We start from the raw sequence: 14,223 nt of genomic DNA, 5'->3' as shown, positions 1-14,223 counted from the left end.
CAGGAGCATAAAATGTTCGCAAATTATCTGAAAACGGCACTGCGCAACCTGCTGCGTAACAAACTGTTTTCCCTCATTAACATCGCGGGTCTGGCGATTGGTCTGGCGGCTTTTATTCTCATCACGCTTTTTGTGCGCGACGAATTTTCATGGGATAGCCACTGGGACGGTGCCGGTGACATTTACCACCTGGAAAACACCTACACGCGTCCTGAGCAGCCGGACCGGCCTTCACCCAATGCGGTTGATCCCCTGAAGGACATTTTCCTCGAAACATTCCGCGAGGTGGAGGACATCACCCGCTACATGGATGCGGAGGTCACTATCCGGAAAGAGGGCGAGCTCTTCTCCCAACGAGCGCTATTTGCTGATGACAACCTGTTCGCCTTTTTCGGTTTTAACTTCATCGAAGGCAGTCCGGAAGCCGCGCTTTCGCAATTGTCGAATGTCGTGATCAGTGAACGTACTGCACAAAAATACTTTGCCGACCAGGCAGCGCTCGGTAAGCCGATATCCTTCCGGGTCGGGGGCGAATTCCGTGATTTTTATGTCTCCGGTGTGGTAGAGAACCCGCGTGATAACTCAGTGGTCGTGCATGACTTTATCGTGCCGTTCAATCGCGAGTATTTTGTCGGCGCGCGCTGGTTTACCGAAGATTGGCGATTTGCGCTGCGCCAGACTTTTGTGCGCTTTGCCGCCGGCACAAATATGGCGATGATTCGCGCGGAGTTGCCGGGCCTTGTCGAACGCCACTTGCCAAAAGGCCAGGACGGCATGGAAACTGGCCGTACGTGGTCTATGGTGCTGTCGCTCGTGGGTATTGAAGATGTGCATCTTTATGGCAATGGTTCGAATGGTGATCCTGACGTGCTGTACGGCTTTCTCGCTGTGGCATTGCTAATTCTCGTAATCGCAGTTGTTAACTTCCTCAATCTTTCCATGGCGCGTACGGCCCACCGGGCGCGCGAGGTTTCCATGCGCAAGGTATTGGGTGCAAGTCGCAGTCAGATACTTCAGCAATTCCTGTGTGAATCGGTGCTGCTCTCGCTGATCTCTTTGGTGATTGCCCTCGCGCTGGTGGAACTGGCGCTACCTTATTATAATGAATTTCTATCTTCTCTCGTTCAGATGGATCTGATGGGCGACCCGGCGCTTCTGGCGGCGCTTCTGGCGCTTGGCATAGGCGTGGGCCTCAGCGCAGGCAGTTTGCACGCGGGCTATTTTGCCATGCTGGCACCGCGCGATGTGCTCTACAGCAATACCTCGCCCGACGCCGGAACAGCGGGCCTTCGTGCAGGGCTTGTGGTGGCGCAGTTCTCTATTTCGGTTGCGCTTATGATCATCGCTTTTTTTGTCAATCAGCAAACCGATTATGCCCGCCAGCTTGACCTCGGCTTCGAGGCTGATGATCTAATCGTCGTATCTGGCGCCAATGGTGACCAGTCCGAGACATTCAAGCAGCGCCTTCTTGCCAGCCCTTATGTGACATCCGTGGGCCGTTCATCTGATGTGCCCACGGAAGGCAGCGAAGACCGGCTCAACATACGTCCGCTGACCGGCGGGGAGCCGGTGATGCTTGATGGCCTGCCCATTGGGCCGGACTTCTTCAAGGCTTACCAGATTAAGCTGCTGGCAGGCCGTTACCTGTCCGATAGTGCAGCGGATATTTTGCGCAAGCGAGAAGCAAATCCGACCTACAAGGAGAGCGCCAACATCGTGATAAACGCGGCGGGGGCCAAAATGCTGGGCTTTCAGACGCCCGATGAAGCAATCGGGCAGGTTATGCCGACAGACCTGTCCAGCAACTTGCGCATCGGCGCTACCATTGTGGGTGTCGTGGATGACTTTCACTTCGACAGCGCCCGGGATGTTATCCGTCCGGGTATCTACTATGTGGATCAACTGCGGCAATCTGACATGAGCGTGCGTATAGACGGTGCAAATCGTGAGGCGGCGATCGCGCATATAGAAACCGCGTGGCGCGAAACATTCCCCGATAGTTTGCTCAACTATCGGGTGATGACTGATATGGTTGCGCAGCAATATCAGACTGACAACCGGCTCGGGAATATTCTGACAGTCTTTACCACGCTGGCGGTGGCCATTTCCTGTATGGGGCTATATGGGCTTGCGTCATTTACGGCCGAGCGCCGCACAAAGGAAATCGGCATCCGCAAAGTTCTTGGGGCGGGCTTCAGCGATATCATTCGTCTGCTGTTGTGGCAGTTCTCCAAGCCGATTTTGTTTGCCAACCTTCTGGCGTGGCCGGCAGCGTTCTATTTTCTCAATGACTGGCTCAACAGCTTTGCCTACCGCATAGATCTGGCAGTGCTGCCGTTCTTCCTTATCGGCGCGCTGGCACTGGCGGTCGGCTGGCTGACAGTCATTGGACATGCGTGGCTTGTGGCGCGGTCCAACCCCATCACCGCACTTCGGCACGAATAACAATACCTACAGGAAAGCGAGGACATCCCCATGTTTAGAAATTATGTCATGACTGCCTGGCGGCATATCATCAAGAACAGGTTATTTTCCTTAATCAACATCCTGGGTCTTGCTATCGGGCTGATGAGTTGCATCCTTATCTTGCTGTTTGTGCGTGATGAGTTGACCTATGACACCTGGGTGCCGGAAGGCGATCGGGTGGTAAGGCTACACAGCGCATTTTATCCCGATGGCAGGCCTCCGTTCCTGACTGTTCGTTCAGCGGGGCGCATGAAGGACGCCGTGATGTCATACGCGTCGTCTGAAGTTGAGGCAGGGGTCAGGCTGGTCCGCCAAGGAACGTCGATTCTGCATGAGGGCCGCGCCTTCGATGAGGAAGTAACCTTTGCGGATGGCAGCTTTTTTGATGTATTCGACCTGCCGCTGGCTGCGGGCAGCCGGGGCAGTGTCTTTACCAAACCCATGGACCTTGTCATCAGCGAGGACCTTGCAATCAAATATTTTGGCCGTACCGATGTCGTGGGTGAAACGCTGACGGCGTGTTGCATGGAAGGACAGCAACTTGAAGTGCAGGTAACAGGCGTTTTCAGGAATCTACCGGAAAACAGCCACATGACGCTGGATATGCTTCTTTACATGCATCCTTCCATGTTTGCTGCTGCGCCAAATATCCTCGACACATGGTACAGCGTAAATACATACACATACTTCAAGCTGCGCCCCGGCGTGACGGCTCAAGAGCTGAAAGACCGTATCTGGTATTGGGTCGACAATGAAAGCCCCTTCCTGGAGAACGTCCGCAATAACGGAAATGAGGGCAAGCCCACCGATTTTATCAAAATGAACGTTATGCCGCTGCATGATTTGCATCTGCGTGCCCGCGGGGATGCTGGTAACCTGGGTGATTTAAATGCGATGGGGGATGTGCAGTCGGTATATGCCTTTGCTGTTGTCGCTTTGCTCATCCTTGTAATTGCGTCGATCAACTTCATGAACCTTTCCACTGCACGTGGCGTGCGCCGCGCCCGGGAGGTTGCCATCCGCAAGGTGATGGGTGCGTCGCGGTGGCAAGTCGCAAGCCAGTTCCTTGGCGAAGCAGTCGCGGTCGCATTTGCCGCGCTTCTTCTGGCGCTTGTGGGCGTTGAGGCGTTTCTGCCGCTCTATAATGACGCGATTGACCGTAGCCTTGAATTTCGTCTGATTGACGATTTGCCGCTTCTTGTTGGGCTTCTTGCTACAGCTGTCGCGGTTGGCCTGTTGTCAGGCTTATATCCGGCGGCCTATCTGTCGGGGTTCCGTCCGTCGAAGATACTGAAATCGAACAAGTCCTCTGACGCAGGCGGTGCCAGCAAATTCCGGACTGTGCTGGTTGTGTTTCAGTTCGCAATATCCATCGGGCTGATCGTCTGCACTGCAGTGATCTATAGCCAAACCCAATATGCCCGTAATATGGATGTAGGGTACAGCTACGATAGCAAGCTTGCGCTTCTCGGTTTGCGCCGTGACGGTGTCAGTTCGAAGCATGATGAGCTCGTTCAGGGCCTGGCTAAACTACCGGGTGTGCAGCATGTCGTTCTATCGAGTGAAGCGCCGAGTCAGGATAACGAAAACAACAATGGTTTTACCCTTCTGGCGGGCGCAGATGCAGGCACAACTGGTGACAGTGTTGTCCTCAACTATCATTCAATGGGGTATGGCTTTTTTGAAGCCTACGATATAGCGCCACTTGCCGGTCGAACATTCGACAAGGCCTATGGCACCGATGAAATAACTGTCATTCCGGAAGGTGAGGATCGGACGGGTGTTGCAACCGCGATCATCAACGAAAGTGCAATGCGGGCTTTAGGGCTGGCGTCACCGGCTGATGCGGTGGGTCGTGTCCTGCGCTCCAACCTGTTCCGTACAGGGCAGTATGACCTGACCATCGTGGGCGTCGTACCCGACGTATACTATCGCTCGCTCAAATTTGGTGTACGGGCGACGGTTTATCTCAATCAACCTCACCGTTTTAGTGTGGCCACTGTGGCGTTTAATACGACCAATATTCCCGGTCTTTTGTCGAATGTGAACGAGGTATGGAACAGGCATGCGCCGCTTGTCCCGCTGCGCCGCGAATTCCTCAATGATATGATTGACGCCCAGTACCAGGCAGAAGACGCGCAAGCGAGAATGTTCGCCGCTTTTTCTGTGCTGGCGGTGGTGGTGGCCTGTCTGGGGCTATATGGGCTGGCGTCCTTCACGGCGGAGCAGCGGACCAAGGAAATCGGCATTCGCAAGGTTTTGGGTGCACGCGTGCGCGATATCGTAAGCCTACTGGTTTGGCAATTCTCCCGACCGGTACTCATCGCCAATATTATCGCCTGGCCCGCAGCATGGTACCTGATGTCAGGGTGGTTGGAAGGGTTCCAGTATCGGTTGGGTGGTGAAGTCGTCTTGATCATGACGCTCGCCGCAGGGGGGGTGGCTTTGCTGGTCGCTTGGCTCACGGTAGCATCCCGTGCCCTAAAGGTCGCGCAGACGAACCCCATTCACGCGCTCAGGTACGAATAGCGGCTGCCATCAAATCTCTCGCGTCGGGGGGAAACCCCCGGGCATGAACTTAAGGGGGCTCAGGCCCCCTTTTTTTGCCGATTTCCCTTCTCCGGGATTGGTGTTTTGGTGCGGAAAATTAATTAAGATTTTAGGCATCCCTTGACGAAATACCTTGGTTTGCTTGAAATAAGCGTTGGAATAGGCATGTACCCTTTGTTGGCCTTCAGGCAAGACAGAAGCCCAATTTGATGAGCGGTATGAAAACAATGATGCTGGTCGATACAGTCAAGCTGGAAAAAATGGCCCTCGCGAAGCGTGTGGGCCAATTCCTTGTGGCCGACCAGGTCAGGGAAGAACGTGCTACTGTCGAGAATGTGGCCCGAGTTCTGGCTCAGGACGTAAGCGCACAGGTGCGAGAGGTATTGGCGTATGAATTGCGCAAATGCAGAACGTTGGCACCTGATCTGGCGGAGCAGATCGCCCGCGATATTGAAACTGTGTCGGGCGCCTTTTTGAGCGAGACAAAAGTGTTCTCCGAAAAAGACTGGCTGCGATTGGTGCCGGGGCTGAAGGAAACGAGCCTTGTAACGGTAGCACGCCGCACTGACTTGTCGGACGCCTTGCAGCTCAAACTGGCCACAGTCGGGCAGGAGCCGACCGTCACATCGCTGGTGCGCAACGACAGCATTGAGCTTGCCGAAAGCGCTTGCGATAAGATTGTGGACCGATATTCGGGTAATCTTCGGCTGATGGATCACCTCGGGGGGCGTGGTGACTTGCCACTCAGAATAGTTGAGCACATGATCAGCTATGTCTCAGATCATTGCCGTGAGATGTTGATTGAGCATTATTCGGTTGATGGCGGGGTTGCGTCCCGGGTGACTGAAGATAGTAAAATTGAGGTTCTGTGGGCACAGATAAAAACAGCTGGGCCTACGCAGGTGCATGCGTTTGCTACAGACCTGAGGAATGATCGCCGTTTGAACTATTTGCTGGTAATAGAAATAGCAGGGCGCGGTTGTTATCAGTTCATGGAGAGTGCGCTGGCGCTTGAGGCAGGACTGCCGCTTGGACGTATTCGTGAAATTCTATCGCTGAAAGATCCCGCCGCTTTTGTGCGTCTGATGCAAATGGCAAATGTCAGCAAAACGATGGCACCCCGTTTTCTGCAATTGGCTAAACGATTCTATGGCAAGGCTACGCAAGTGGCTCCCGCGCCGGAGCCCGCAGTCGCCTGACCGGGAGTCCGAACGCGTTAATGAAGGCTGCATTCTTCTATGGGTGCGGCCTTTTTAATGGCGATTATCGCCAGGGCAATGGGTGAAGTGTGAGACAAATTAGGACAAATTTTATCTGATCCTTGGGTAAATAATAACATTTAAGTGCGAAGGTGAGGGTCGCCTTTCTGAGGCACGTTTTTTATTGTGGAGTCACGAAGTGATGGATTTGGCCCTTGGTACGCTTGTAAACGCTGACCGCTTAGAAAAAGTGGTTCTGGCCAAGCGCGTTTCACGTTTTCTGGCAACCGCCGACCACGGCGAAGAAGAAATGGAAGCTGCGAGCAATATTGCGCGGGCGTTGGCGCAGGATCTCAGCATTCAGGTGCGGGAAACACTGTCTTTCGAATTAAGGCTGTGCCGCAATATCCCCTATGATCTGGCGGCGCGCATTATCGGCGACATTGAAAGCGTTTCCGGACCGTTTATCGCCGATTCTCTGACACTGGATGACGGCCAGTGGGCAGGCCTTGTGCCGCAGCTTGAAGAACACGCGCACATGCGCATCGCCCGTCGTCGCGGTATAGGGGAGCAGACAGCATTTGCTCTGCTCGCCAACGGTTCAGACAAGACGGCCGCGATCGTGGTGGCCAATACAGATATCGTGATGAGTGATCGCCTGTGCGACAAGGCTCTTGAGCGCTTCTCGGACAATGAACGGGTGATTGAACCTCTAAGCGTTCGTCAGGACCTGTCCCTAAGCGCGGTCGAGCGAATCATCAGGCGGGTTTCAGAGAATTACAAGCGCGTCCTTATGGCGAACTATAGCTTGCCGAAAAAGTTGGTGGCAGAACTTGTTTTCAAAACCCAGTATGAAACCTTATGGAAGCAGATAGCGAAAGCTGGCCCGGCACAGGTGCACGGCTATGTAGTTGATCTCAAGCGGCAGGGGCGGCTGAACGAGACGTTGACCCTTGAGATGGTCGAGCGTGGCAGTTTTCAGTTCCTCGGCAGTGCTTTGGCTCTGGAGTCGGAGGCAACGCTCGGCAAGGTACGCGCTGTGCTGGAAAGAGGGGAACTGCGTGAAATCCTCCAGCTTATTCATGAGGCGGGATACGGAAAATCAGCCGCTCAGCGCATTTGCCGTGCTCTTAAAATCAATGAAATTTCCGTTAAGCGCGGGGTGTCAGCCTAACTGGCCACGACGGTCGGTCGACTGTCAGGCTCGAATTGGGTTCAAGGCTTGGGTAGCGTTGTTTTCTCGCTGAGCCGTGTGCCCAACCATGCAGGTATAATAACGATCACCGCGCTGATGATGCCTGCGAGCAGACTGAGGCTCGTGCCATAATGCGAGAATAGTTGAGTCGCGGTAGAGACGATTATCAGCAATAAGCCCGACCAGACAAAACCGGTAATCCCGGTTACCAGTGCGAAAGTCAGGGGTGAAAAATGAAGGTACCCGAAGCTGAGGTATATCAGGCTGCGGCTGCCCGGAATAGCGCGCGACAGCGCCAATACAATGATCGCCCGTGGGTTAAGCCAATCGCTGAACAGGACTACCTTGTCTTCGGGTATGAAGCGCGCAACCAGTTTATTTCCCCTCGCCAGTCGGCCGACAATGTAGATCAGCCCGTCGCCAGCTAGCAGGCTGAGAGGCATGACAAGCAGGGTAGCTGCAAAAGGCAGACTACCGTATCCGACTAACAGCCCAGCCACAATAATCGCAATGCTATCAGCGAAAAACGAAAGTCCGGCAATAAGCGCCAGCAAAATTAATGGGTCGTCCGTCAGCGACTGGAGCCAAGCCAGCCAATCCTGCGGGGAGAAATCAAGCATTCAGGGCTCCTTTGTGTGAGGGGAGAGTACCCTCACGCAAAGCCCTTGTCATCTGATGGTGTTTAAGATTACTACTACACGTCAATATATCGATAAATCTGGAAATAAGGAATTTAAAGTGAGCCGTGGTAAATCATGTAACGCTCTGGTCTTATGCACAGGAAATTCATGCCGGTCCATCATGGCGGAGGCATTGATTAACCATTTGACACAGGGACGCATTCAGGCTGTCAGCGCCGGCAGTGATCCTGCGGGGTATGTTCATCCCAAATCCCTTGATACGCTCGAGCGGCACGGTGTTCCTGTGGATGCACCGCGCAGCAAATCATGGGACGAATTTGCAGATACATCTTTTGACTACGTCATTACTGTTTGCGATCAGGCTGCCGGCGAGACCTGCCCAATTTTCCCCGGTGCGCCGAAGAAACTGCACTGGAGCACACCGGACCCGGCTAAGGCAACCGGAACAAATGAAGAGATTGAAGCCGCATTTGATGAGGCGTTCGCGCTATTGAAAGCACGTATAGAGGGTGAGCTATTATGAGTGAACAAAGCGATAACGCCATGGGCCTTTTCGAGAGGTATCTCTCCTTGTGGGTGGGGCTATGCATTCTTGCCGGTGTCACGCTGGGGGCCGTGATGCCTGATGTTTTTCAGGCGATTGCCGGCATGGAATATGCCAATGTAAACATTGCGGTAGCTGTCTTCATCTGGGTTATGATTTACCCCATGATGGTGAATGTCGATTTTGCCTCGATTCGCGACGTTGGCAAAAAACCCAAGGGGCTTTGTATCACGCTGGTTGTGAACTGGCTGGTGAAGCCGTTTACCATGGCGGCGCTCGGGGTGCTTTTCTTTGAATATCTGTTTGCCGACCTCGTCGATGCGGCGTCAGCGAAAGAATATATTGCCGGCATGATTTTGCTGGGTGTCGCGCCCTGTACAGCAATGGTCTTTGTCTGGAGCCAGTTGGTCAAGGGTGATGCCAACTACACCCTGGTGCAGGTTTCAATCAATGATCTTATCATGGTGTTCGCCTTTGCGCCCCTTGCCGCGCTTCTGCTTGGGGTGACAGACATTGTGGTACCCTGGGAAACGCTGCTGCTGTCAGTGGCTCTTTATGTAGTCATCCCGCTCCTTGCCGGTTATGTGACCCGCAAGCGGCTTGACCGCAGTCGTGACCATGCGGAGATCGAGCGTTTCACGTTAAGTCTGAAGCCCTATTCCATCATCGGTCTTTTGGCCACTGTGGTGCTTTTGTTCGGTTTTCAAGCGGAGACGATTCTCGACCGACCACTGGTGATCGCGCTGATCGCCGTGCCCTTGCTGGTGCAAAGTTATGGCATCTTTTTTGTGGCTTACGCGTGGGCCTATTTGTGGCGTGTGCCGTTTAGCACCGCAGCGCCTGCCGCTCTCATCGGTACCTCTAACTTCTTTGAGTTGGCTGTGGCGGTGGCGATCAGCCTTTTTGGGCTGAATTCCGGTGCAGCGCTTGCAACAGTGGTCGGGGTTTTGGTCGAGGTTCCTGTCATGTTGTCTCTCGTGGCATTTGCGAACCGTACAAGGCAGCGCTTTACCTGAAACAGTTGCTGTCGATGGTTGCGGGCAGAGCAGGTTTTTTACCGCCGTTTTCGAGGCGTTGAAACTTATCGGCTTCTCTCGCTCTTTTGTTGTCCAAAGCCGCAGACCGGCATACAGTGCAGGCCTGATTAACCTTTGGGAGAGGTCTTCCACATGAAGGACTTGAAGTCCTATATTCGCACGATCCCGGATTTTCCGAAGGACGGGATCATGTTCCGCGATGTCACGACGCTATTCGCTAACCCGGCATCGTTCAAGCACACCGTTGATGCACTCGTTACCGCCTTCAAGAACGACCGCATCCAGAAAGTGGCTGGTATCGAAGCGCGCGGCTTTATTCTTGGCGGGGCAGTCGCCCACCGGCTTGGAGCGGGCTTTGTGCCCATACGCAAGGTGGGCAAGCTACCGCACCAGACAATTGAGGAGAGCTACGCCTCGGAGTATGGAGAGGCAGTGCTGGAAATGCACATGGATGCTTTTGGTGCGGGCGATCGCATCCTCCTTATCGATGACCTGATCGCCACTGGCGGCACTGCCGAGGCAGCTCTCGCGCTGCTTGAACGACAAGGTGGCGACGTGGTGGGGTGCGGCTTTATCGTAGAGTTGCCCCAATTGGGCGGGCCAGGCCGCCTGCAGGCGCGTTGTGAGCGTGTGGTCAGCCTTTGTACTTTTAAAGACTGAAATTGAAAAGGGCTCCCGCAGGGAGCCCTTTTTACTATTGCCATGGCCTTGAAGGCTTGCCTATAGCTCGTCGATGATCTGCGCGAGTGTGTCGATACAGGCGCGGCCAAGGTGGCGACAGCGCTCAGGCGACCAACCGTAAAGCGAGTCCGGCAGGTCGTCATTATCCTTGAACGGCATTTCAAGGGTCATGGCGACGCAGCCGAATGTTTCGGCCATGTAATTTGTGCACATGGCAAGGTTGGCTTCCCCCGGCTTGTCGGTTTCATAACCGTGTTCTTTCTGGAAATCAGGCGAGATAACGCACAGCAAATCCTGAAACAGGGTGTAGTTTGCGCTCTGCTTTTCCGTGAGCGACGGTATACCTTCAAAGCCGGCGATGAAATTGTAGGGCAGGTTCTCGTCACCATGCACATCAAGGTGGAAGTCTACGCCCGTTTCGTGCATCTTCTCGCGCACCAGATAGACCTCAGGACTACGTTCCATGGTGGCGCAGTTCCATTCGCGGTTCAGGTTCGCACCAGCTGCGTTGGTGCGCAGATTGCCCCGGCGCGAGCCATCGGGATTCATGTTAGGCACGATATAGAAGTGTGCTTTTTCCAGCAGTGCGCGGGCAACCGGGTTATCTTCATCCAGTAGGCAGTCAAGCGCGCCTTCCATCCACCATTCGGCCATGGTCTCGCCGGGGTGTTGGCGGGCACACATCCAGATTTTCTTGCGGCCTTCCGGTCCCAGGCCAACCTCTACAAGGTCCATATCCTGACCGTCCAGAGTGTGGCCCAGCACGCTGGTGCGTACCAGCGGCGAACCGGCAACTTCAGCGATGAGGTCCGCGTGGCGGTCCATCGAGTAGGGCGCAAAATAGGCAAAATACAGGCTGTCCTGCTCAGGTTGGATTTCCCAGCTAACCATCTGGCCATCAAAGGTCGTATCAACGCGGAACCACGTTTCACGGTCATAGGAGACACAAACCTTGTAGTTTTCCCACCCCGGGACGTAGGCCGATCCACCCGCGTTCTCGATTGTCAGTTTGCAGGGAATATCCTCTACGCCCGAGAGGCGAAAGTGGAACCACTGATAAAAATCGGAATTGCTGTCCTTGCGGATATTGAGGCGGATGTCGCGTGGGTTGTCTGCCTTGACAACCTCAATGTTGCCGCTATCAAATTGGCTGGAAATAAGCATGACCTTGGTACTCCCTCGTGTCGCGGTATATTTGCTGAGTGACTGCCTAGCCTGTGGCGGGGGCGGTGGTCAATGCCGATCGTTGATGTTGGCAAACGAAAAATATCAATAGGTCAGCCTTTTTGACGCTTTATTCCCATGACAAGATAGTCTCGTTTTGGTATCATGCCTGCACTGACGCGTAGGCGTGAGCGGACCACCCCCGCTATCTAACGGGGGAAATTTGGGGCGTCCCACCGGGCATGGGGGACGCCTCCATTTTTCTGGTGGCACCAAAGCGCGCAAAAAGGCAGTGAAAACCGTCTCTTGCCCTTGACACATACCCCCCTCACCAGTATGTTCCGCCGCCAATGGATTCGAGGAATGACGGATTCGTCGTTCTCACCCTGTGTGCCAAGTCGCCGGCTGGCGTGGCAGGGGTAAAGTTTTGAGCCGGTTTGTAGTGAGACGAGCCATGAAAATTCGTAACAGCTTGAAGTCTTTGAAAAACCGTCACCGCGATTGTCGCGTGATTCGCCGCAAAGGCCGCATCTACGTTATCAACAAAACTCAGCGTCGCTTTAAAGCGCGCCAGGGTTAAGCTACTCGCTTAACCGGTTTGATGGATGTTGTTTTAGCCGCGCACTCTTGTAGAGTGGCGCGGCTAAATCATGTGGGGGATATATGGTTGACCAAACAGAAGCGGTTTTGTTTGATATCGGTAACGTGTTCGTCGAATGGGACCCACGTAATCTGTATAGCAAGTTGATTGACGATGCGCGGGAACTGGAAGTTTTCCTGACCGACGTGGTCACGCTTGAGTGGCACACAGAGCATGATCGGGGCCGTTCCTTCGCAGAAGGTGTGCGCCTGCTCGCGGATCGCTTCCCTGAATATGAGGACTTGATCCGCGCCTTTGACGAACGCTGGAACGAGACAATCGGCCCGGTGTTTACAGAAACTGTTTCCATTCTTGAGCAGTTGTCGGAGCAGGGTACCCGCGCCTATGGGCTGACTAACTTTTCAGCCGAAAAGTGGCCAACCTTTTGCCGTCAGCATGCCTTCACAGACCTTTTTGATGGCGTGGTGGTCTCGGGTGAAGAGAAACTCGTTAAACCTGACCCCCGCATTTACCAAGTGGCCATTGAACGCTTCAATCTTGACCCGGAGCGCACCGTCTATATCGATGACCGCTTGGACAATGTGCATGCCGCCCGGCAACTCGGCATGATTGGCCATCACTTCACCGGGGCTGACAAGCTGGCCCATGAGTTGCGCGCAAAAGGTTTTTTGTATTAGGTGGTATGCCCGCACCTCACGCCAGTTCGTTCCCGCTGATCCAGGCGATATGAAGCACATTTGTGGCGCCTGGGGTGCCAAATGGTACGCCTGCGGTGACCACAAGGCGGTCGCCGGCTTTCACCAGCCCGGCGCGCAAGGCCATACGCTTGGATTTGCCCACCATTTCCTCGAAGCTGGTCACGTCCTTTGTCTTGACGGTGCGCATGCCCCACACAATGGCGAGGCGGCGCGCAACAGCAAGCCTTGGGGTAAGGGTCAGGATTTCGGCCTCAGGCCGCTCACGGGCAGCCCTGAGCGCCGTGGCACCTGAGGTTGTAAAGGTAACAATCGCCTTGGCGCCCACTGTGCGCGCCACCTGCCGCGCGGCGGCGGTAATGGCGTCTTCGGTGGTGGAATTGGCGTTGGCGCGGTCGTCACTGCCTGCCATGTGATACCCGGGTTCATTCTCCACCCTGTACGCCACGCGGTCCATCACCTGCACAGCTTCAATCGGGTAGTCGCCCACGGCGGACTCGGCAGATAGCATCACGGCGTCGGCACCGTCCATCACCGCGGTGGCAACGTCTGAAACCTCCGCGCGTGTCGGAACGGGTGACTTGATCATGGACTCAAGCATCTGTGTGGCGACGACCACGGGTTTACCGGCCTGACGGGCGGCACGGACGATCTGTTTCTGGATGCCGGGCACATTCTCAACGGGTTCTTCGACACCCAAATCACCACGCGCCACCATAACGCCGTCCGCCAGTTCAATGATCTCATCAAGGGCGACGACAGCAGCCGGTTTTTCAATCTTGGCCATCACGGCGGCCTTTTTTCCGACCAGTTTTTTGGCTTCGGCTACATCTGCCGCGCGCTGCACAAACGAAAGGGCGATCCAGTCACAGCCGCATTGCAGTGCGAATGTCAGGTCCTTGCGATCTTTTGGTGTGAGCGCAGCCAGTGGCAACACGGCGTTGGGAACGTTTACGCCCTTGCGGTCCGACAGGATACCGCCCACGATAACCCGACAGCGTGCCTTGGAGGGCTCCACATGCTCGACTTCAAGACGGATTTTACCGTCATCCAGCAGGATGTTGGTACCCACATCGAGTGCGTCGAAAATTTCCTTGTGTGGCAGGTGGACCCGTTCGTCGTTGCCCGGTTGGTCCAGCAGGTCCAGCTTGAAGGGCTGGCCTTCCTTCAGGACTACTTTGCCATCTTCGAAAAGCCCGATCCGTAGTTTCGGGCCTTGCAGGTCGGCGAGGATGGCGATCGGACGGCCACACTCGCGTTCAATGGCGCGAATGGTGTGCACCAGGGCCTCTTTGTCCTTATGTTCACCGTGGCTCATATTCAGGCGAAAGACATCAACCCCGGCGTTGAATAGTTCCTTGATGCGCTCATAGCTTGAGCTGGCTGGACCAAGGGTTGCGACGATGCGGGTTTTGCGGCGCCGTCCGGGTGAAACGATCTCGGTCGTCAT

General features: G+C 54.7%; 12 protein-coding genes. 9 read left to right on the top strand and 3 right to left on the bottom strand.

Annotated elements, in window-relative coordinates; genetic code table 11:
* Window positions 1-12: 12 nt before the first annotated feature.
* The 4 genes from ACN0VM_RS14780 to ACN0VM_RS14765 all read left to right on the top strand — a co-directional run bounded on the left by ACN0VM_RS14780 (window position 13) and on the right by ACN0VM_RS14765 (window position 7,389).
* Window positions 13-2,445, top strand: coding sequence for an ABC transporter permease (locus tag ACN0VM_RS14780; RefSeq protein WP_417451665.1), 2,433 nt, complete (start codon window positions 13-15; stop codon window positions 2,443-2,445).
* 30 nt (window positions 2,446-2,475) lie between these two features.
* Window positions 2,476-4,995 carry an ABC transporter permease gene (locus ACN0VM_RS14775; protein ID WP_417451664.1) on the top strand — a complete coding sequence of 840 codons (2,520 nt, stop codon included), beginning with the start codon at window positions 2,476-2,478 and terminating at the stop codon, window positions 4,993-4,995.
* A 230-nt stretch (window positions 4,996-5,225) separates the two neighbouring features.
* On the top strand, window positions 5,226-6,215 hold the full coding sequence (locus ACN0VM_RS14770) for a DUF2336 domain-containing protein (protein WP_417451663.1): 990 nt from the start codon (window positions 5,226-5,228) through the stop codon (window positions 6,213-6,215).
* Window positions 6,216-6,417: 202 nt separating this feature from the next.
* Window positions 6,418-7,389 (top strand): DUF2336 domain-containing protein, encoded by a 972-nt coding sequence (locus ACN0VM_RS14765; RefSeq protein WP_417451677.1) that lies wholly within the window; start codon window positions 6,418-6,420, stop codon window positions 7,387-7,389.
* A gap of 41 nt (window positions 7,390-7,430) precedes the next feature.
* Here ACN0VM_RS14765 and ACN0VM_RS14760 read toward each other — a convergent pair whose 3' ends face one another.
* A complete protein-coding gene (locus tag ACN0VM_RS14760; RefSeq protein WP_417451662.1) occupies window positions 7,431-8,030 on the bottom strand; it encodes a DedA family protein in 600 nt (199 codons plus the stop codon).
* Window positions 8,031-8,085: 55 nt separating this feature from the next.
* On the opposite strand from ACN0VM_RS14760, the gene ACN0VM_RS14755 reads away from it, so the two are divergent.
* The 3 genes from ACN0VM_RS14755 (at window position 8,086) to ACN0VM_RS14745 (ending at window position 10,292) form a co-directional block, all read left to right on the top strand.
* Window positions 8,086-8,574, top strand: coding sequence for an arsenate reductase ArsC (locus ACN0VM_RS14755; RefSeq protein WP_417451661.1), 489 nt, complete (start codon window positions 8,086-8,088; stop codon window positions 8,572-8,574).
* A 20-nt stretch (window positions 8,575-8,594) separates the two neighbouring features.
* On the top strand, window positions 8,595-9,611 hold the full coding sequence (gene arsB / locus ACN0VM_RS14750; protein WP_417451676.1) for an ACR3 family arsenite efflux transporter: 1,017 nt from the start codon (window positions 8,595-8,597) through the stop codon (window positions 9,609-9,611).
* Window positions 9,612-9,764: 153 nt separating this feature from the next.
* Window positions 9,765-10,292, top strand: coding sequence for an adenine phosphoribosyltransferase (locus tag ACN0VM_RS14745; RefSeq protein ID WP_417451660.1), 528 nt, complete (start codon window positions 9,765-9,767; stop codon window positions 10,290-10,292).
* Window positions 10,293-10,352: 60 nt separating this feature from the next.
* On the opposite strand, the gene ACN0VM_RS14740 is transcribed toward ACN0VM_RS14745, so the two are convergent.
* A complete protein-coding gene (locus ACN0VM_RS14740) occupies window positions 10,353-11,477 on the bottom strand; it encodes a M14-type cytosolic carboxypeptidase (protein ID WP_417451659.1) in 1,125 nt (374 codons plus the stop codon).
* Between the two features lie 454 nt (window positions 11,478-11,931).
* Here ACN0VM_RS14740 and ykgO point away from each other — a divergent pair, with 454 nt between their 5' ends.
* Together ykgO and ACN0VM_RS14730 are read left to right on the top strand one after the other, a co-directional pair.
* Window positions 11,932-12,057, top strand: coding sequence for a type B 50S ribosomal protein L36 (gene ykgO, locus ACN0VM_RS14735; protein WP_417451658.1), 126 nt, complete (start codon window positions 11,932-11,934; stop codon window positions 12,055-12,057).
* Window positions 12,058-12,140: 83 nt separating this feature from the next.
* Complete coding sequence (locus ACN0VM_RS14730) at window positions 12,141-12,755, top strand: HAD family hydrolase (protein ID WP_417451657.1); 615 nt, start codon at window positions 12,141-12,143, stop codon at window positions 12,753-12,755.
* Window positions 12,756-12,771: 16 nt separating this feature from the next.
* Here ACN0VM_RS14730 and pyk read toward each other — a convergent pair whose 3' ends face one another.
* Window positions 12,772-14,223, bottom strand: coding sequence for a pyruvate kinase (pyk, locus tag ACN0VM_RS14725; RefSeq protein ID WP_417451656.1), 1,452 nt, complete (start codon window positions 14,221-14,223; stop codon window positions 12,772-12,774).

The sequence above is a fragment of the Kordiimonas sp. genome (assembly GCF_048260245.1).
GTDB lineage: Bacteria > Pseudomonadota > Alphaproteobacteria > Sphingomonadales > Kordiimonadaceae > Kordiimonas.
This window is presented reverse-complemented; position numbering and strand designations above follow the sequence as displayed.